Source organism: Pseudomonas sp. FP603 (genome assembly GCF_030687415.1).
Classification (GTDB): domain Bacteria; phylum Pseudomonadota; class Gammaproteobacteria; order Pseudomonadales; family Pseudomonadaceae; genus Aquipseudomonas; species Aquipseudomonas wuhanensis.
Genome location: NZ_CP117431.1, coordinates 6,391,119 through 6,408,660, shown reverse-complemented (window position 1 = coordinate 6,408,660; position 17,542 = coordinate 6,391,119). Strand labels below are relative to the sequence as shown.

13 protein-coding genes and 4 pseudogenes are annotated in these 17,542 nt (G+C 59.8%); 7 read left to right on the top strand and 10 right to left on the bottom strand.

What is annotated here, in order from left to right:
* From PSH65_RS29535 to PSH65_RS29525, 3 genes are read right to left on the bottom strand one after another with little or no spacing between them, the layout of a single operon-like run.
* The gene (locus tag PSH65_RS29535) at positions 1-261 is read right to left on the bottom strand and encodes a phosphopantetheine-binding protein (protein WP_305424007.1); all 261 of its coding nucleotides are present in this window, start codon (positions 259-261) and stop codon (positions 1-3) included.
* Complete coding sequence (locus PSH65_RS29530) at positions 242-1,051, bottom strand: 1-acyl-sn-glycerol-3-phosphate acyltransferase (RefSeq protein ID WP_305424005.1); 810 nt, start codon at positions 1,049-1,051, stop codon at positions 242-244. The genes PSH65_RS29535 and PSH65_RS29530 overlap by 20 nt, the downstream gene beginning before the upstream one ends.
* Complete coding sequence (locus tag PSH65_RS29525; RefSeq protein ID WP_305424004.1) at positions 1,027-1,752, bottom strand: beta-ketoacyl synthase chain length factor; 726 nt, start codon at positions 1,750-1,752, stop codon at positions 1,027-1,029. The genes PSH65_RS29530 and PSH65_RS29525 overlap by 25 nt, the downstream gene beginning before the upstream one ends.
* A gap of 360 nt (positions 1,753-2,112) precedes the next feature.
* Between PSH65_RS29525 and PSH65_RS29520 the strand changes: the two are divergent.
* A pseudogene (locus tag PSH65_RS29520) lies at positions 2,113-2,884 on the top strand (ParA family protein).
* Between the two features lie 32 nt (positions 2,885-2,916).
* Here the strand turns inward: PSH65_RS29520 and trxC are convergent.
* Positions 2,917-3,351, bottom strand: a complete 435-nt coding sequence (gene trxC, locus PSH65_RS29515; protein WP_305424002.1) for a thioredoxin TrxC — start codon at positions 3,349-3,351, stop codon at positions 2,917-2,919.
* Positions 3,352-3,546: 195 nt separating this feature from the next.
* Between trxC and PSH65_RS29510 the strand changes: the two genes are divergently transcribed.
* Both PSH65_RS29510 and PSH65_RS29505 read left to right on the top strand, forming a co-directional pair.
* The gene (locus PSH65_RS29510; protein ID WP_305424000.1) at positions 3,547-3,843 is read left to right on the top strand and encodes a type II toxin-antitoxin system HigB family toxin; all 297 of its coding nucleotides are present in this window, start codon (positions 3,547-3,549) and stop codon (positions 3,841-3,843) included.
* On the top strand, positions 3,840-4,241 hold the full coding sequence (locus tag PSH65_RS29505) for a type II toxin-antitoxin system HigA family antitoxin (protein WP_305423999.1): 402 nt from the start codon (positions 3,840-3,842) through the stop codon (positions 4,239-4,241). The genes PSH65_RS29510 and PSH65_RS29505 overlap by 4 nt, the downstream gene beginning before the upstream one ends.
* A gap of 6 nt (positions 4,242-4,247) precedes the next feature.
* Here the strand turns inward: PSH65_RS29505 and selO are convergent, their stop codons facing one another.
* The 5 genes and pseudogenes from selO to PSH65_RS32000 form a co-directional block, all read right to left on the bottom strand.
* A complete protein-coding gene (gene selO, locus PSH65_RS29500) occupies positions 4,248-5,711 on the bottom strand; it encodes a protein adenylyltransferase SelO (protein ID WP_305423998.1) in 1,464 nt (487 codons plus the stop codon).
* A gap of 48 nt (positions 5,712-5,759) precedes the next feature.
* Positions 5,760-9,110, bottom strand: coding sequence for a mechanosensitive channel MscK (gene mscK / locus PSH65_RS29495; RefSeq protein WP_305423997.1), 3,351 nt, complete (start codon positions 9,108-9,110; stop codon positions 5,760-5,762).
* A 34-nt stretch (positions 9,111-9,144) separates the two neighbouring features.
* Positions 9,145-10,887, bottom strand: coding sequence for a potassium/proton antiporter (locus PSH65_RS29490; RefSeq protein ID WP_305423995.1), 1,743 nt, complete (start codon positions 10,885-10,887; stop codon positions 9,145-9,147).
* Positions 10,888-11,042: 155 nt separating this feature from the next.
* A pseudogene (locus PSH65_RS32005) lies at positions 11,043-11,642 on the bottom strand (methyl-accepting chemotaxis protein); the annotation flags it as partial.
* 303 nt (positions 11,643-11,945) lie between these two features.
* Positions 11,946-12,602, bottom strand: a pseudogene (locus PSH65_RS32000) (MCP four helix bundle domain-containing protein); the annotation flags it as partial.
* Between the two features lie 341 nt (positions 12,603-12,943).
* Between PSH65_RS32000 and PSH65_RS29480 the strand changes: the two are divergent.
* From PSH65_RS29480 to PSH65_RS31990, 4 genes and pseudogenes are all read left to right on the top strand, one after another.
* Positions 12,944-13,174: a hypothetical protein gene (locus tag PSH65_RS29480; RefSeq protein ID WP_305423991.1), complete on the top strand. Its 231-nt coding sequence runs from the start codon at positions 12,944-12,946 to the stop codon at positions 13,172-13,174.
* Positions 13,171-13,473: a cell division protein ZapA gene (locus PSH65_RS29475; protein WP_007903196.1), complete on the top strand. Its 303-nt coding sequence runs from the start codon at positions 13,171-13,173 to the stop codon at positions 13,471-13,473. The genes PSH65_RS29480 and PSH65_RS29475 overlap by 4 nt, the downstream gene beginning before the upstream one ends.
* 55 nt (positions 13,474-13,528) lie before the next feature.
* Positions 13,529-14,611, top strand: a pseudogene (locus PSH65_RS31995) (cache domain-containing protein); the annotation flags it as partial.
* A 66-nt stretch (positions 14,612-14,677) separates the two neighbouring features.
* On the top strand, positions 14,678-15,523 hold the full coding sequence (locus PSH65_RS31990; RefSeq protein WP_370694722.1) for a methyl-accepting chemotaxis protein: 846 nt from the start codon (positions 14,678-14,680) through the stop codon (positions 15,521-15,523).
* Between the two features lie 146 nt (positions 15,524-15,669).
* On the opposite strand, the gene PSH65_RS29465 is transcribed toward PSH65_RS31990, so the two are convergent.
* Complete coding sequence (locus PSH65_RS29465; RefSeq protein ID WP_305423988.1) at positions 15,670-17,472, bottom strand: acyl-CoA dehydrogenase; 1,803 nt, start codon at positions 17,470-17,472, stop codon at positions 15,670-15,672.
* Positions 17,473-17,542 lie beyond the last annotated feature (70 nt).

Sequence of the window (17,542 nt, the reverse complement as noted above, 5' to 3'; positions counted from 1 at the left end):
TCAAGCTGCCTGTTTTGCAGTGACGAACGCCGCAAGGCTCGCCACGTTGGTGAAGTGATTGCGGGTGTCCTTGGCGTCGGCATCGATTTTGATGCCGTACTTTTTCTGGATCGCCAGGCCGAGCTCCAGCGCATCCACCGAGTCCAGGCCCAGGCCTTCGCCGAACAGTGGCTGGTCATCGCCGATGTCGTCGACGCTGATGTCTTCGAGGCCCAGGGCGTCAATGATCAGTTCTTTAATTTCACGGTGTAGATCGCTCATCTTCGGCGAGCTCCTTAATAAAGTAATGGTGCAAATAATCATTGAGCTTGCGCGAGGCCTGAGGTGCAGGCCCTTGCGAAGCGAAGGCCTGTGGATCTATATCGGCCCCGACGCGGAAACTGAAGTGCACGCGGCGTTTAGGGATCCGATACCAGGGTTCGGCCTTGGTCAATGTGGTCGGACTGACCTTGATGATCACCGGGGTGAGGATTCTCGCACCGCGCAGGGCGATTGCCGCCGCCCCCCGATGAAAGGCCGGCGGCTTGCCGGGTTGGGTCCGGGTGCCCTCGGGGAAAATGATCAGGGTCTGACCGCTTTTCAGTGCGTCGGCAGCGGCGTCGAGCATATCCATGCTGCCGTCGTTGCTGATGTAATCGGTACGGCGTAGCGGACCGCGGGTGAACGGATTTTCCCAGAGGCTTTTTTTGACCACGCAGTTGGCGTGGCCCACCAGGCCGATCAAAAACACCACATCGATCAGCGAGGGGTGATTGGCAACGATCATCTGGCCTGGCCGTCCGAGTTTTTCCGCTCCCTGAATGTCATAGGTGAGCACGCCACTGCGAGCCATGAAACGAATGAAAAACCAGAAACACCGGCTGACGGTCTGTCGTGCCCGCTGACGATGGGCCTGGGCGTCTCCCGGCAAGCAGCTCAATAATGGGAACACCACCAGTCGCAGGCAAAGCCCGCCCAACCCGAACAGGGTGAAGCTTGCGGCAGTGGCCAGCAGACGCCAGTAATAGGCGTCGCGGTTTTTATCGGTTACGGGTTGCGTTGCCAGGTCCATACACGATTTTTCCAGGCATGTTGGCAGGTAGTCTGCTGGCCGAGCAGGGTACGCAACAGATTCAGGGCATGGGGCCAGTGGGGTTTGGACAACGCTTGCGAGGTGCTGTTCAGCGAGAGCTGCCACTGATTGCCGGGCGTAATCAACAGGCCGACCGCATAAGGGAATGGCACATCGTCGATCCAGGCCGAGTAGGCCGCGGGCGGTTGCTCTTCGGTCACCACCAGCAGTACCGCGGGCGCCCCTTCCTCAAGCAGCGCCGCCGCTTCTAGCATGCCGTGTTCAAGGCCATCGCCAGCCGCGGCGAGGGCGGTCATTTCGCTGGTTTCGCCGCGCATGATCGACCACAGGCCGATGACCGCGTTATGCACCGACAGACTGAACTGAGTGGGCGACAACGGTTGGTCAGTCGCCAGATCGCTGAGAATTTCGAAAGTGCGCGGGGTTTCGCCGTGGCGGGAAATAAAGACCAACGGTAGGTCCTGGCGACCTTCAGCCAAAGGCCAGCCGACGCTGAACGCCATCCGCGCCAGACGGCTGAGTCGCCGACGCTGCATGGCCGGTAGAAACGACACATCGGGGGCGGCATCGCTGGGCTCGAGCACGACCGGTTGTCGGCTCCAGGCCTGCCAATCATCCACGCTTTCAAGCCCAGGGGCCCACGCGCGCCATTGGGCGATGTTGAAGTTGATCACAGACATTCATCCCGCCCCTGCGGGCTTCCTTTTGACGCGGTGAGTCGCAAAAAAGCGCGGCTGACCTTACGTGGCGCTTAACGCCGAGTGGTGCGCATTATCCCGGTGCAGCGGGCGTGTAGCAAATGCTGGTTACATTTTGCGCAACGAAATGTACCGTCTGGTTCGCGAAAAAAGCTGTCGTTTGGCCATTATCCACGTTGCGGCGGACATGTCTGTCAGCTCTATCGGCTGTCGATGGATGAGTTGGCGGCTTTTTCCGACGGATGTTTACCAATGACTGTGTAGTCCCGATGCCAGCGAGGTAGCTAAGCAGCGCCTTGGACTACTACACTCGGTCATTCTTTGATACACGGAGGTTTTGACATGCGGCGCGTGGTGTTCAATCAGAAAGGTGGCGTGGGCAAGTCAAGCATTGCCTGTAATCTGGCGGCGGTCAGCGCGAGCGAGGGCTATCGCACGCTGTTGGTGGATCTCGATGCTCAGGCCAACTCCACTCAATACCTGACGGGACTCACCGGTGATGATATCCCGATGGGGATCGCTGACTTCTTCAAGCAGACTCTGTCCTCCGGGCCGTTCTCGAAGAAAAACCAGGTCGACATCTACGAAACGCCATTCGACAACCTTCACGTCGTCACCGCCACCGCCGAGTTGGCTGACTTGCAGCCCAAACTTGAGGCCAAGCACAAGATCAACAAGCTGCGAAAATTGCTCGAGGAACTGGACGGCGATTACGACCGAATCTACCTCGATACGCCGCCAGCACTGAATTTCTATGCCGTCTCGGCCTTGATTGCCGCTGATCGTGTGCTGATTCCCTTCGACTGCGACAGTTTCTTCGCGTCAGGCGCTGTATGGCCTGTTGGCGGAAATCGAAGAGTTGAAGGAGGACCACAACGAAGGGCTGGAAGTCGAAGGCATCGTCGTCAACCAGTTCCAGGCCCGCGCCAGTTTGCCTCAGCAAATCCTCGACGAATTGATCGCCGAAGGGCTACCGGTGTTGCCGGTGTACCTGGCCAGCTCGGTGCGCATGCGCGAATCCCACCAGGCCAACACGCCGCTGATCCACCTCGACCCGCGGCATAAGCTGACCCAGCAGTTCGTCGATCTGCACAACTTGCTGGAAAATGCCTGATTGCCTCGCTCCGACATTTTGTTGAAGGGGATTCAAATCCCCTGACTGCGCAACCAGCTCATCAGCTGCGGCAACGGGAAAGCCCCGCTCTGGCGAGCCACTTCCCGGCCGTTCTTGAACAGAATCAGGCTCGGGATCGAGCGAATCCCCAACTGCGCCAACAACTGCTGATTCGCCTCGCTGTCCAGCTTGGCCAGGCGACACTTGCCCGCCAACTGCCCCGCCGCCTGCTCGAACACCGGCGCAAACGACTTGCACGGCCCGCACCAGTCCGCCCATACATCCACCAGCAACGGCAGGTCACCCTTGATCTGACTGGCGTAATCGCCTTGCTTCAATTCGAACGGCTTGTTGAGCAAGACTTCGGCCTTGCAGCGGCCGCACTTTGGATGGTCGTTGAGACGCTCGGCGGGGATGCGGTTCAGGCCGTTGCAGTGGGGGCAGGGGATGAGGAGTGGGGCGGTCATGAGGGAGGTCCTGTTAAGAAGCCGATCACTGCTATGTGGAGACGTTTGCTCATATTTTCAATCGTGCAGCGTATGGCGATGAAACTAGGCTGAATCGTACTGAGCGAGACCGTTGGTCTGCTGAGAATTATCGCAATTTGCGATATTCTGGATCTGTGATTAACTCCCCATAGCAGAATGCGATAAGGATGTTGCATGCATGTGTTTACCGAAAAACCAATTCGTGAGGCCAAGGAAAAGTGGCCGCGGGCAGCCAATGCATTGGAGCAATGGTATCGACTTGCCAAAGGGAGTAACCCGGGAGACTTCGCGGCAATGAAGTCTATTTTTCCCGCAGCTGACAAAGTCGGTGAGTTTCATGTGTTCGATATCGGTGGCAACAAGTTGCGGCTTATCGCTTTTGTCAGGTATCAGTCTCAAAAGCTTTATATCAAGCATGTGCTGGATCACAGCGAATATGAGAGAGGTAAATGGAAGGAGGGAAGGGTATGAGTGTTCTAATCAAAAAAGCTGCTGAGCATTGGGAGTTCGTCTCGCCATTGCTGCGAAAACCGAAAAACGAAGACGACTATGACATGTTGGCACGGGCACTCGATGAATTGCTTGAGATGACCGGCGATGATGAGTCGCACCCGTTGATGAGCTTGGTGGACATCATCGGTGACTGGATTGCGGAGTGGGATCGCAAACATCACCCCATGCGCGAAGCCTCTGGTGCAGAGGTTCTTGGCTATATGATGCGCGAACACGGCCTTAGCCAGAGCGAACTGCCCGGTGTGGGCACACAATCGGTCGTCTCGGAGATCTTAAGCGGCAAGCGCCAGCTCAACCTGCGGCAGATTCGCTGGTTGGCCGAGCGCTTTGGTGTGTCTGTAGAGACCTTTATCTGACAAGCCTCACGACGAACAACTGATCTCCAGATGCTTGCCCCACTCCGGCGGCCGCTCGGCATAGCTCTCCATTCCAGGTTGTTCCTCGAACGGATTGCTCAATACCGCGTGCAAACGACGAACCTCCGAGTAGTCGCCGCTTTCCGCCGCATCGATGGCTTTCTGCGCCAGATAATTGCGCAGGATGTACAGCGGATTCACCGCATGCATCCGTTCGCGGCGCTGTTCCTGATCAACCTCACCTTCGCGAGCAACCCGTGCGATATACAGATCGCCCCACGCATCGAAGCCCTTGATGTCGACGAAGTCATCGCGCAAACGGGCGACGGCCAGTTCGGGTGACTCATCCCCCAGGCGGCGGAAGAACAGGCTGTAATCGACGCCGCTGTTCTGCATCAGTTGCAGCAGGTGCTCCAGCAGTTTCTGGTCGTCGTCTTCGGCAGTGGTGAGACCGAGGCGGCGGCGCATCAGGTCCAGGTAGTGGGCCTGGAACAGCGGCAGGTACAGGCCGAGGGTTTCGCGCAGGGCTTCAACGCTGATGAACGGCGTCAGGGCCTGGGCGAGGGCGCTGAGGTTCCACTGGCCGATCGGCACCTGGTTGCTGAAGGAGTAGCGGCCCTGGTCATCAGAGTGGTTGCAGATGAAGTGGGCGTCGAAGTCGTCGAGGAAGGCGAACGGGCCGAAGTCGAAGGTGATGCCGAGGATCGACATGTTGTCGGTGTTCATCACGCCATGGCAGAACCCATAGGCCTGCCATTTGGCAATCAGCTCGGCGTTGCGCTCGACGATTTCGCGGAACATCGCCAGATACGGTTCCGGCTGCTCCAGGCAGTGCGGGAAATGCATGGCCAGCACATGGTCGCCGAGTTCTTTCTGCTGCTCGGGGCGCTTGGTGTAGTAGAAGAATTCGAAATGCCCGAAGCGCACATGGCTGGGTGCCAGACGCAGGACCATGGCCGCGCGTTCCTGTTTCTCGCGCCAGACCGGCGTGTCGGAACCGATTACGCACAGTGCACGAGTGGTGGGAATGTTCAGGGCATGCAGGGCTTCAGAAGCGAGAAACTCGCGGATGGACGAACGCAACACCGCTCGTCCATCGCCCATGCGTGAGTAAGGCGTCTGACCGGCACCCTTGAGGTGCAGATCCCAATGCTCGCCGGCTTCGTTATAGACCTCGCCCAGCAACAGGCCGCGACCATCGCCCAACTGCGGGTTGTAAGAGCCGAACTGATGCCCGGAATAGACCATCGCCCGCGGCTCGGCTTCGGCCCAGAGCTTGTGGCCGCCAAACAGCTCGGCGAACACCGGCGTCTCGGCCTCGGCCGGGTCCAGGTCCAGCAGCGCCATGGCGGCAGGGCTGGCGACCACCAGTCGCGGGGCGGCGATGGGCTCGGGCAGCACGTGGGTTGAAAACGTATCGCCCAGGCGGGCGAAGCGATTATCGAAGGTCAGTTCGTCGAGGGCTTTCAACGGCCATCTCCAGCAGAATGTCCGAGCATTCTGCTAGGGATAGCGCGCTTAGTCGAGTTCGACAGAGGGTGGCTCTTGCCGCGGTTTGCCGTCGGCCACCGGCACGATGGTTTTGGCTTCCGGCTCGATCGGCACCATCTTGTACTCCTGGCCGTGAAGGTTCTTGAGGTAGACCTCCATCTGCCGGAACGAGATGTTGATGTGCTGCTTCTTGAATTCGCGATTGATGAAGCGGTTGACCTCATCAAGCACCGGGTTGCGGTCACCGAGGTCACGTACATGCATGCGCAACTCGTGGTCGAGGGTGCTTTCGCCGAAGTTCAGGAAGTACACATGGGGTTCCGGATCCTTCAGCACGCGCGGGTTATCGCGGGCTGCCTTGAGCAGCAGCTCTTTCACCAGGTCCAGGTCCGAGCCGTAGTCGACGCCGAGCTTGAGGGTCACCCGGGTGATGGTGTCGGTCAGCGACCAGTTGATCAGTTGCCCGGTGATGAAGGTCTTGTTCGGGACGATGATGTCCTTGCGGTCGAAGTCGGTGATGGTCGTGGCGCGGATGCGGATCTTGCTCACCGTGCCCGAGAGGTTGCCGATGGTGATGGTGTCGCCGATCCGCACTGGGCGTTCGAACAGAATCATGATGCCGGAGATGAAGTTGGCGAAGATTTCCTGCATCCCGAAACCGAGGCCTACCGACAGCGCCGCCACCAGCCATTGCAATTTGTCCCAGCTCACGCCGAGCGTGGACAGGGTCGAGACGAAGCCGACGCCAGCGATCACGTAGGACAGCAATGTGGTCGTGGCGTAGGAACTGCCCTGGGCCAGGTTCAGCTTCGACAGCACGAACACTTCCAGCAAACCTGGCAGGTTGCGCGCCAGGGCGAAGGTGATGCCGATGATGATCAACGCCCCAAGCATGTCGCCGATGCTGATCGGCACCATGCTCATGTTGGCGCCGGTACCGCTGGTGTATTCGTAGAGGGTGATGTTGTCCAGATACGAGAACACCGAGATCAGGTCCGACCAGACCCAGTACAGCGCCGCGATGAAACCGCCGAGCAGGGCCAGGCGGATCAGTCGCAGGGACTGCTCGTTGACCTTCTCGATGTCCAGGGTCGGCTCTTCGATCACCGCTTCGCCATCGCCCGCTTCTTTGGCGGCCTGGCGTTTGGCAAGCGCGCGCTGATAGGCCAGGCGCCGTGCCGCAACACTGAGGCCGCGCACGAAGGTCGCTTCGATCACCAGCCAGAACATCAGCAGGTAAAGCGTGTTGATCAACCGGTCGCTGAGTTTCAGTGCGGTGTAGTAGTAGCCAAAGCACACGGCGACGAACAAGGCGATCGGCAGGACGGTGAACATGACGCCCACGGCCTTGCGGAACAGCGAAGCGTTTTCATGGGTCGGGCTGCTGACCAGCAGGCGGCTGAGCAGCCAGGCCATCAAGGCGTAGCAGGTCAGCACCACCGGCATGCCGAGCACGTCATCGGCCAGCGCCGCCGGTTGCAGTTCGGCGACGGCCACTACGGTCACCAGGGCCATCACCACCAGCCCGAGCCGGCGAATCCAGCCCTGAAGGAATTCGACCTGAGGCTTTTCCCAGCGGAAGTGCAGTTCGGCCACGCCGCCCGGCGCAAGGATGCGGTAGGCGGTGTAGAACACCAGCCAGGCCTGGGCCATTTGCAGCAGCGCCGCGCCCATATTGGCGTTCTGCCCCCGGGCGTCGATCTGCAAGGCCAGGCCGCACAAGGCCAGACCCAGGGAAACCGGCATCGCCAGCAGAATGTTGATCAGAATCGCTTGTGGGGTGTGCCATTGGCTGTCGCGCTTGAAGTGGCCGATGTCCTGGTGAACTTTGTTCAGGCGGGCATAGAGATTTTTGCGGCGCCACAGCAGCGCACCGATCAGCAACGCCAGCGGCAGGAACAGCAGTGGTCGTTGCGTCAGGCCATCGGTCAGTTCGCTCAGGCTCGAAGCCCATGGCAGGGTATTGACCTGACGTTGCAGGCGTTCCGGCACGCTGTGCACCCACTCAAGATCCAGCGGCTTGTTGCTGGGGATCCAGAACATTTGCTCGTCCAGCGTCGCCCTCAGACTTTGCGCGGTGCTGAGCAATTGTTTCTGATTGAGTTGCAGGGTGATGGATTCGTTGAGCACCGCGCTCAGTTCGCGATTCAAACGCTCCAGCAGGTCCGCGCGGGTGGTGGCCAGGTCCAGCAGACTCTTGCGCAGTTGCGGGGTGACTTGCTCGGGCGGTTGTGTCGCCAGCAGGTTGTCGACGTAGGTGATCGGGTTGCTGAGCAGTTCCCGTTGCTGACTGACTTCGAACTGATACAGACGGATGTCGGCAATCTGGTCGGCCAGATCGCGGTCGAGCCTGAGACGCGGCAGAGCCTGTTTCTGTTTGTAGAGAATCTTGGAGAGCAGCAGGCTGCCCTTGAGCACGTTGATCTGTTCGTCCAGCGCCGAATCGCTCTGGGTCACGCTGTCCAGCTGCTGCTTGGTCTGCAGGTTCTGTTGGGTGACTTCGTTGAGGCGGTCGGTGCTTTTGAGCAGGTAGTCGGAGAGCTTCAGGTTGGCCGCGCTTTCGGTGGCCAGCAGGCTGCTGCCACCGGCCTTCTGCGCTTCGATGGACTGCTGGGTCACTGTCTCTTGGGACTGGGCCAGGCGTTTCTGGTTGATCAGGGTTTGCAGGTCCTGGATCTCCTGATCCAGGCGATCGGATTTTTCCGACAGCAAGTCGTGCTGGCTGTTGCCCAGGTCCTGCAACAGGCTGTTGCCGGCCAGTTCCTGGCGACGCAACGGGATCAAGGCGTTGAGCGCCGCGAGCTCGGCGTTGAGCTGATCGCGCTGCTCGGCAGTCAGGGTCTTGCCGCTGTCCTTGCCGAGCTTGAGGATGTTGTTGATCTGCTGGATGCGCGTCTGGCTGGCAGATATCTCAGCCTGGGCGCGCTCGGGGCGGGTCTGGGCGGTAATGATCAGGCTGTTCGCTTCGGCCAGGGCTTTCTGCAGATCGCTTTGCTGAGTGGAGCGTTCGGTCAACAGTTGTTCGAGCTGCTGAATCGTCTCTTTGGCATAGCGTTGCGCCACCGGCACCACTTTAGTGGCCTTGAGGCGGGTCAGTTCGCGCTGGTTCTCGATGTTCTGCTTCGGCGCATTGGCCAACTGCTGCTTGAGATCGATCAGTTTTTGATCGTAATCACGCTGGTTGTTGAGCTGGGTGAGCGTGCCCTGCAGGACTGCTTGCAGGGCTTTCTGATCGGCTTCCGGCAGTTTGCGGTCGGCGATCTTGTTCAGGCTCGTCTGCACGGCTTCGCTGGACGGCGGTTCGGCGGCTTGCAGCGTGCTGATGGAAAGACTCAAACCCAGCAGGGCCATGACGAAAAAGGTGCGCAGAGTTGACATAGAGACCGATCGAAAACGAGACGAAGTGTGGAGTTTAGAGGAACAGGCCGGGGCCGGGGCGACTTCCTTCGGGGAATCTGACGCCTACCTTACCAATCTTGTTCCCTTCCATGACAGCGACGGTCCAAAGGGTGTTGTTCCACTCCACCTGGTCACCCACTACAGGTGCACCGCCCACTTTCTGGGCAATGAAGTGGCCCAGGGACATGTTCGGATCGATGCCCTCGACTTTTAACCCGTACAGGGCAGCAACCGCGCCCAGCTGGGCGTCTCCTTCGAGTACGAAGTCGCCGAAGAAGCGCAAATCCAGCCCCCGTTGCGGGGCCTGACTGAAGAGTTTTCCAAGGGCCGGAAGGTTGTGTTCATGGCCAATTACGCAGAGCAAATCATCGACTTCGAGCACCGTACTACCCGACGGATGGAGCAGTTGCTGGCCACGAAACAGGGCCGCGATACGGGTGCCTTCGGGCATTTTCAGCTCGCGAAGAGGGGATCCAATGCACCATTTCTCGGCACCGAGGCGATACACAAACAGCTCCCACTCACTGGTGACATGCACTTCCAGCGCCGATCGGGAGATGGGCAAAGGCTCCGGCGGGACGGTCACTTTCAAAAGCTTGGCAACCCAGGGCAGGCTTGTGCCCTGCACCAACAACGACACCAGCACGATAAAGAACGCTAGATTGAAGTAGAGCTGAGCATTGGGCAGCCCCGCCATCAGCGGGAACACCGCCAGAATGATCGGTACGGCACCGCGCAGGCCCACCCAGGAAATGAATGCTTTTTCGCGGCCATGGAACGCCTTGAAGGGCAACAGGCCGACCAGCACCGACAGCGGGCGGGCAAACAGAATCATCCACAGCGCCAGGCCCAGCGCCGGCAAAGCAATCGGCAGCAGGTCATGGGGCGTAACCAACAGCCCCAGCACCAGGAACATGCCGATCTGAGCCAGCCAGGCCATGCCGTCGAGCATATGCAAAATGCCGTGACGGCTGCGCACCGGGCGGTTGCCGATCACCAGGCCGCACAGGTACACCGCCAAGAAGCCGCTGCCGTGCAGGGCGTTGGTCAGGGCAAACACCACCAGACCGCCGGCAATCACCAGAATCGGATAAAGGCCGGTGGCCAGGTGGATCCGGTTGACCAGTTGCAGCATTAACCAGCCACCACCGAGGCCGATCACACCGCCGATCCCGAACTCGCGCAGCAAGTGTCCGAGCAGGCTCCAGTGCAGGCCGGTCTGGCCGCTGGCGAGCATGTCGATCAGGGTCACGGTGAGGAACACCGCCATCGGGTCGTTGCTGCCGGATTCGATTTCCAGGCTCGCGCTCACCCGTTCGTTCAGGCCCTTGCCGCCCAGCAGCGAGAACACGGCCGCAGCGTCGGTAGAGCCGACGATGGCGCCGATCAGCAGGCCCTGGATCATGTTCAAGTCGAACAACCACGCCGCCGCCATTCCGGTCAGGCCGGTGGTGATTAACACACCCACCGTGGCCAGCGACAGCGCCGGCCATAACGCCACGCGAAAACTCGCCACCCGGGTGCGCAAGCCGCCGTCGAGCAGGATCACTGCCAGGGCGAGGTTGCCGACCAGATAAGCCGTTGGGTAGTTATCGAAAATAATGCCGGCACCGTCGACACCGGCCGCCATGCCCACCGCGAGGATAATCACCAGAATCGGGATGCCGAGGCGCGATGAAAGTGAGCTCACCAGAATGCTCGCACCTACCAGCAACGCGCCGATCAAGAACAGGCTGTTGATGGTCGTTGCATTCAAAGGCAGTACTCCAGAAAGCTAAAGGCGGGCACAAACTGACCATGCAGTCTGCGTGCCAGCGATTCTAACCTGTTGAAATGTGATGCTGTCAAAAAGCTTTTGGTGTGAGTCGATGATCGTTCCCACGCGGAGCGTGGGAACGATCATACGTGAACCTACAGGCTAAACCGCCCAACCATATTGTTCAGGTCCAGCGCCAGGCGCGACAGCTCGTTGCTGGCCGCGCTCGTCTGGTTGGCCCCCGTGGCCGATTGCACCGACAGGTCACGAATGTTCACCAGATTGCGGTCCACTTCACGGGCGACCTGTGCCTGCTCTTCGGCTGCGCTGGCGATCACCAGGTTGCGCTCGTTGATTTCGACAATGGCGCTGTTGATGGTGTCCAGCGACATGCCTGCACCACGGGCGATGTTCAAGGTCGATTCAGCCCGCTCGGTGCTGTTGCGCATCGAATCCACGGCGTGTTCGGTGCCGCTCTGGATGCTGCCGATCATGCGTTCGATTTCGCTGGTCGACTGCTGGGTGCGATGGGCCAGGGCACGCACTTCGTCGGCGACCACCGCGAAACCACGACCGGCTTCACCGGCACGGGCTGCTTCGATGGCAGCATTCAACGCCAACAGGTTGGTCTGGTCAGCCAGGCCGCGAATCACGTCCAGCACCTTGCCGATGTCGCGCGACTCGTTGGCCAGATCGCCGATCAGGTTGGCGGTGCTTTGTACGTCGGCGCTCATGCGCTCGATGGCACTGACAGTTTCCTGTACCAAGTCACGACCGTCGCCCGCCGAAGTGGTGGCGTTTTTCGAGGCTTCGGAAGTGCTCACGGCGTTGCGGGCGACTTCTTCCACGGCGCTGGTCATTTCATTGACGGCGGTGGCGGCCTGTTCGATTTCGTTATTCTGCTGGGTCAGGCCACGGGCGCTTTCGTCGGTGACGCTGTTGAGCTCTTCCGCGGCGGACGCCAATTGCGTGGCCGAACCGGAAATCCGTTGCAGGGTGTCGCGCAGTTTGTCCTGCATCTTCGCCATGGCGGCCAGCAGGCGACCGGCTTCGTCTTCACCGTCGACGGTGATCGGGCGCGTCAGGTTGCCTTCGGCGATTTCTTCGGCGGCGCTCAGGGCGTTGGCGATTGGCTTGGTGATGCTGTTGGTCAGCAGCCAGGCGAACAGCAGAGTCAGGCCGGTGGCGATGACCAGCAGGGCCACCGTCAGGTTGAAGGCCGATGAGTATTGGTCGACGGCTTGCTGATTGGTGTCGAGGGTCTGTTGGGTGTTGATCTCCAGCAAACGGTTGAGCACGGAGTTGACGGCTTCAGAGTTCGTCAGCAAATCGGTATTGAGCAGCGTGCGCAGTTCGTCGACCTGATTGTTGCGCGACAGGCTCTTCATCCGGTCTTCGATCTGGCGATACTGCCCCAGCAGCTGCACATACTGATCATAGGCCGCACGTTCCTGCGGGCTGGCGATCAGTTTTTCGTAGACGGCTTGGGCCGCTCGGATCTGTTGGCTACGGGTTTCCAACAGGTCTATGGTTTTTTGCTGGACATCAGGCTCGCGGTTCACCAACAGACGGTAAGACAGGACGCGCAGGCGCAGGGTCAGCTGAGTGAACTCGTCGAGGCTTTTAATGCTCGGTACGCTGTTCGAGGTGATTTCTTCGGCGGCGCCGCGAATCTTGCTCATCTGGTTCAGCGCGAACACCCCCAGAACCAGCATCAAGCTGCCAATCAAGGCAAAACCGAGGAACGCCCGCGGTGCGATATTCATATTTCGTAAGGACATGGTGTTCACCGAAAAAAGCGCATCCGTGCGGGGCTGAGACTGCTGTATGCATGACTTATCGGTCATACGACTAAAGTCTTGAGGCGCTGCGCGCTTTTGTCGCAGAAGGGCCCCGGCGACGAAGTGCAGGAACCAGATCCGCCAAACACAGTCTTTAAAGCTCGCGAGGAAGGTCGCCCGCCAGCAAAATCAAGGCCTTGCGCCCGAATAACCCTGGCGTCAGTGGTGACTTTTCTTTATCGTACGCGCCCTTTGAAAATGCCCGGAAAATCAAAATGTTGGAAGCATCCCTAAGCCAATTGGAACAACTGGTCAGCGACCTGGTGCAGCAGAACCAGACCCTGCTCGGCACCAATCAATCCCTGAGCGCAGAACTGGCCCAGGTCAAGGATGAAAACGAAAGCCTGCAACTGAGCCTGATGGAACAGGAAGAGAAACAAGGCGCCACCACCGCACGCATTCAGGCCCTGGTTGAGCGCGTCAGCGCCGGCCCTGTCAGCGCATGAGTTACGGCGCCGCAGGGGTAAAAGTCGTCTCGATTCTGGGGGAGGACTATTCGATCAAGGCGCCGGCCGGGGAAGAGCAGACCCTGCTGGACGCCGCATTAATGTTGAAGGCCGCCCTGGCCGAGACCAAAAAGAAATACCCGACGCTGATCGGTGACCGCTTGCTGGTGCTGGCGGCGATGAATCTGTGCTCGCAGCAGATCGAAATGCAAAAGCGTCATCAGCAAGAACTCGACCGTTACCAAGAGCAAGTCAGCGCCACGGTTGAAGTGATCGCCAAGACAATCAATCAGGCCTGATCAGCTTTGCGCACAACCAAAGAATAAATTGTCGTTTGCGTTGTATACAATCGGCATGGCTGTTGCAGTGTTTCAGCCTCTTATTCTTTGGGGGTGCTCCATGCAGTTCTGGCGACGCAGTATTCAATGGCAGTTGATCCTGAGCATGGGCACCGCCCTGCTGGTCAGTATTCTGATCGTGGTTGGCGTTTATACCCTCGTGGTCAACCGCCTCGCCCAGCGCTATCTGGTCGAACAAGCGCTGCCGTCGAGCATCGAGGCGATGCGCAACGACATCGAACGAATCCTCGTTCAGCCCCTTACCGCCGCCAAGGACATCGCCAGTAACAGCATGGTGCGCGACTGGTTGGCCGGGGGCGAGAACAGCGCCCAGACCGACACCTTCGTGAAGTATCTGGAAGGCATCCGCACCGAGCACAAAGCCTTTACCGCGCTGATTATCGGGGCCGCTTCAAGTCATTACATCACTGAAAAAGGCCTGGACCGGACGCTCAGCCGCTCCAATCCCAACGATGCCTGGTTCTATTCGTTCCTCGACAGCAACCAGCCGCGCACCCTCAATATCGACAATGACACCGCCACTGGCGAGTTGGCGCTGTTCATCGACCTCAAGGTCGAGCAGGCCGGCAACGTCGTGGGTGTCGCCGGGCTGGGCCTGAGCATGAAAGAGCTGTCGGAGCTGATCCACAATTTCAACTTCGGTGAGCGCGGCAAGGTCTATCTCGTGCGTTCCGACGGTTTGATCCAGATTCACCCCGAGGCGCAGTTCAGCGGCAAACGCACGCTGGTCGAACAGATCGGCGCCCCGGCGGCGCAAGCGGTCATGGGGCAGCTCTCTACTTCCACCGCGTCCGCCACCAGCAGTTTTGTCCGCGACGGCGAAGATTTTCTGGCGCTGAGCCTGCCGCTGCGTGATCTGGGCTGGACCCTGGTGGCCGAAGTGCCGCAGTCGCAGATCTACGCCGAAGCCCGTCGCGCGATGTGGATGAGCAGCGGCATCGGCCTGGCGGTGGCATTGGTGTGCCTGTTGTTGGTGGTGTTGCTGGCCCGTGGATTGGTGCGACCGATTCGTCAGGTAACAGCGGCGCTGGTAGCCATCGGTAGCGGTGGTGGAGATTTGACCCACAGGTTAGATTCCAGTCGCGCCGATGAGCTGGGTGACCTCGCTCGCGGTTTCAATCGCTTCCTGGAAAGTCAGCGCGAGATGATCGGCGAAGTCCTGGCCACCAGTGAGCGTTTGCGCACGGCGGTCGGCCAGGTGGCGCGGGTGGTGGACAACACCGCCGAACGTTCGGGTCGTCAGCAGGAAATGACCGACATGGTCGCCACCGCTGTTCACGAAATGGGCCTGACCGTGCAGGAGATCGCGCAGAACGCCGGCAACGCGGCCGTCGCTTCGCAAACCGCGCGGGATGAGGCGCTACAGGCGCGGGTAGTGGTGGGCGGGTCGATTCGGCATATAGAAAGCATGTCCGATGAAATTGGTATTGCTGCCGGCGCGGTGGGCGAGTTGGCCCATCAAGTGGCGTCCATCGATCAGGTGTTGGCGGTGATTCGCGGTATTTCCGAGCAGACTAATTTGCTGGCGCTCAACGCCGCCATCGAAGCGGCGAGGGCCGGGGACATGGGGCGCGGGTTTGCGGTGGTGGCGGATGAAGTGCGGACCCTGGCGCGGCGGACTCAATCGTCCACCGATGAGATTCAGCAGATGATCGGCAGCCTCAAGCAGGGCGCAGAGAATGCGGTGTCTTCCATGCACGCCGGGCAAGCGGCGACTGGCACCGGTGTTGAGTCGAGTCAGCGCACCGGGGCGTCGTTGACGGCGATCACCGGCCAGGTCGAGCGGATCAGCGACATGAACCATCAGGTGGCGACGGCGACGGAAGAGCAGTCGGCGGTGACGGAAGAGATCAATCGCAACGTGCAGGGGATTTCTGATTTGGCGCGAGCGACGGCGGGTGAAGTCAGGGCTTGTCGGGAAGACTGTCAGACGTTGCAGCGGTTGGCCGATGATTTGGCGCGGCAGATGAGCAGTTTCAAACTCAGCTAAAAATTGTGTTGGCTGTGCTGACGCCATCGCGGGCAAGCCCGCTCCCACAGGATTTGGGTGTTGAACACATTATCTGTGAACAATAGAGATCCCTGTGGGAGCGGGCTTGCCCGCGATGGGATTTCAGCTACGCCACAGGGTTCTAATCAGAACCACTCATCCTGCATGCCCAGACACACATCATCCCGCGCCTCAAGAATCGCCAGCTCATGGTGGCAGCCCGGCACTTCCCACGTCAGAAAATACCGCGCCGCCTGCAGCTTACCTTTATAGAAACTCACATCCGCTGCGTTCCCTTTGGCCAGCCCTTCCTCCGCACGAATCGCCTGTTCCAGCCAGCGCCAGCCGATCACCGTATGCCCGAACACTTTCAGATACAGTGCCGAGTTCGCCAGGCTGCTGTTGACCTTGCCTTGAGCCAGATCGGTCAGAAGGCCGATGGTTACGGATTGCAGGCGCGCTACCAGTTTCTCCAGCGGTTCACGTAATGTGCTTAATGTTTCGTACGCCTGTGCCCGCCCGGCGGTGTCGGCGATCAGGCGGATCAATTGCTTGAGCCCCGCGCCGCCGTTCTGCGCCAGCTTGCGCCCCAGCAAGTCCAGCGACTGAATGCCGTGGGTGCCTTCGTGGATCGGGTTCAGGCGGTTGTCGCGGTAGTACTGCTCCACCGGGTACTCACGGGTATAGCCGTGGCCGCCGAGAATCTGGATTGCCAGTTCGTTGGCCTTCAGGCAGAACTCCGACGGCCAGGATTTGACAATCGGTGTCAGCAAATCCAGCAGCTCATGGGCTTGTTTACGTTCGGCTTCAGTCTCAAGCGTGGTGGTGTCGTCGAACAGTCGCGCCGCGTACAGCCCAAGGTCGAACGCGCCTTCTACATAAGCCTTCTGGGTCAGCAGCATGCGTTTGACGTCGGCATGCTGAATGATCGCCACCGGTGCGGTGGTCGGATCCTTGCTATCCGGCACTCGACCTTGCGGCCGCTCGCGGGCGTATTCCAGGGAATACAGGTAACCGGCGTAACCCAGCATCACCGCGCCCATGCCGACGCCGATCCGCGCCTCGTTCATCATCTGGAACATGTAGCTCAAACCGTGGTGCGGCTTGCCCACCAGATAGCCGACACACTCGCCGTTGTCGCCGAAGTTCAGCGCGGTGGACGTAGTGCCGCGCCAACCCATCTTGTGGAACAACCCTGCCAGCAACACGTCGTTGCGCTTGCCGAGACTACCGTCATCGTTGACTAGAAACTTGGGCACGATAAACAGCGAAATGCCTTTCACCCCGGCCGGTGCGTCCGGCAGTTTGGCCAGCACCATGTGCACGATGTTTTCCGACAGCGGATGATCGCCGCCGGAGATGAAAATCTTGTTGCCCTTGAGGCGATAGGTGCCGTCGGACGCGGGCTCCGCGCGCGTACGAATGTCCGACAGCGACGAGCCGGCATGCGGCTCGGTGAGGGCCATGGTGCCGAAGAAACGGCCATCGATCATCGGTTGCAGGAAGCGCTGCTTCTGCTCATCGGTGCCGAAGCTTTCAATCAGGTTCGCCGCGCCCATAGTCAGGAACGGATAAGAGGTCGACGCCGCGTTGGCCGACTGAAAATGCGCAAAGCAGGCTTGCGACAGCAGCGTAGGAAGTTGCATGCCGCCGGCATCGAAACTGCGCGCGGCGTTGAGGAAACCAGCTTCGAGGAAGGCGTCCACCGCCGGTTTCACTTCCGGAATCAGAATCGCCTGACCGTCCTCATAGCGCGGTTCGTTCTCGTCGCCCTTGCGGTTGTGCGGGGCGAAGAACTTCTCGGCGATGCTGCGGGCGGTGCCGATAGCCGCATCGAAGGTCTCGCGGTTGTGCTCGGCGAACCGCTCACGCTGGGTCAGGCCCTCGGCATCAAGGACTTCATACAGCTCGAAAGCCAGATTGCGGGAACTGAGCAACGTCTCGGACATGGCGGCCTACCTTTTTTTGGAATGGACCGAGTCTAGGCGTGGGGAGGGCGGGCTGAAAGGAAGATTGATG

Coding starts and splice junctions, on each gene's coding strand:
- PSH65_RS29535 (WP_305424007.1), bottom strand. CDS start 261: ATGAGCGATCTACACCGTGAAATTAAAGAACTGATCATTGACGCCCTG.
- PSH65_RS29530 (WP_305424005.1), bottom strand. CDS start 1,051: ATGGACCTGGCAACGCAACCCGTAACCGATAAAAACCGCGACGCCTAT.
- PSH65_RS29525 (WP_305424004.1), bottom strand. CDS start 1,752: ATGTCTGTGATCAACTTCAACATCGCCCAATGGCGCGCGTGGGCCCCT.
- trxC (WP_305424002.1), bottom strand. CDS start 3,351: ATGACCGCCCCACTCCTCATCCCCTGCCCCCACTGCAACGGCCTGAAC.
- PSH65_RS29510 (WP_305424000.1), top strand. CDS start 3,547: ATGCATGTGTTTACCGAAAAACCAATTCGTGAGGCCAAGGAAAAGTGG.
- PSH65_RS29505 (WP_305423999.1), top strand. CDS start 3,840: ATGAGTGTTCTAATCAAAAAAGCTGCTGAGCATTGGGAGTTCGTCTCG.
- mscK (WP_305423997.1), bottom strand. CDS start 9,110: ATGTCAACTCTGCGCACCTTTTTCGTCATGGCCCTGCTGGGTTTGAGT.
- PSH65_RS29480 (WP_305423991.1), top strand. CDS start 12,944: ATGTTGGAAGCATCCCTAAGCCAATTGGAACAACTGGTCAGCGACCTG.
- PSH65_RS29475 (WP_007903196.1), top strand. CDS start 13,171: ATGAGTTACGGCGCCGCAGGGGTAAAAGTCGTCTCGATTCTGGGGGAG.
- PSH65_RS31990 (WP_370694722.1), top strand. CDS start 14,678: ATGATCGGCGAAGTCCTGGCCACCAGTGAGCGTTTGCGCACGGCGGTC.
- PSH65_RS29465 (WP_305423988.1), bottom strand. CDS start 17,472: ATGTCCGAGACGTTGCTCAGTTCCCGCAATCTGGCTTTCGAGCTGTAT.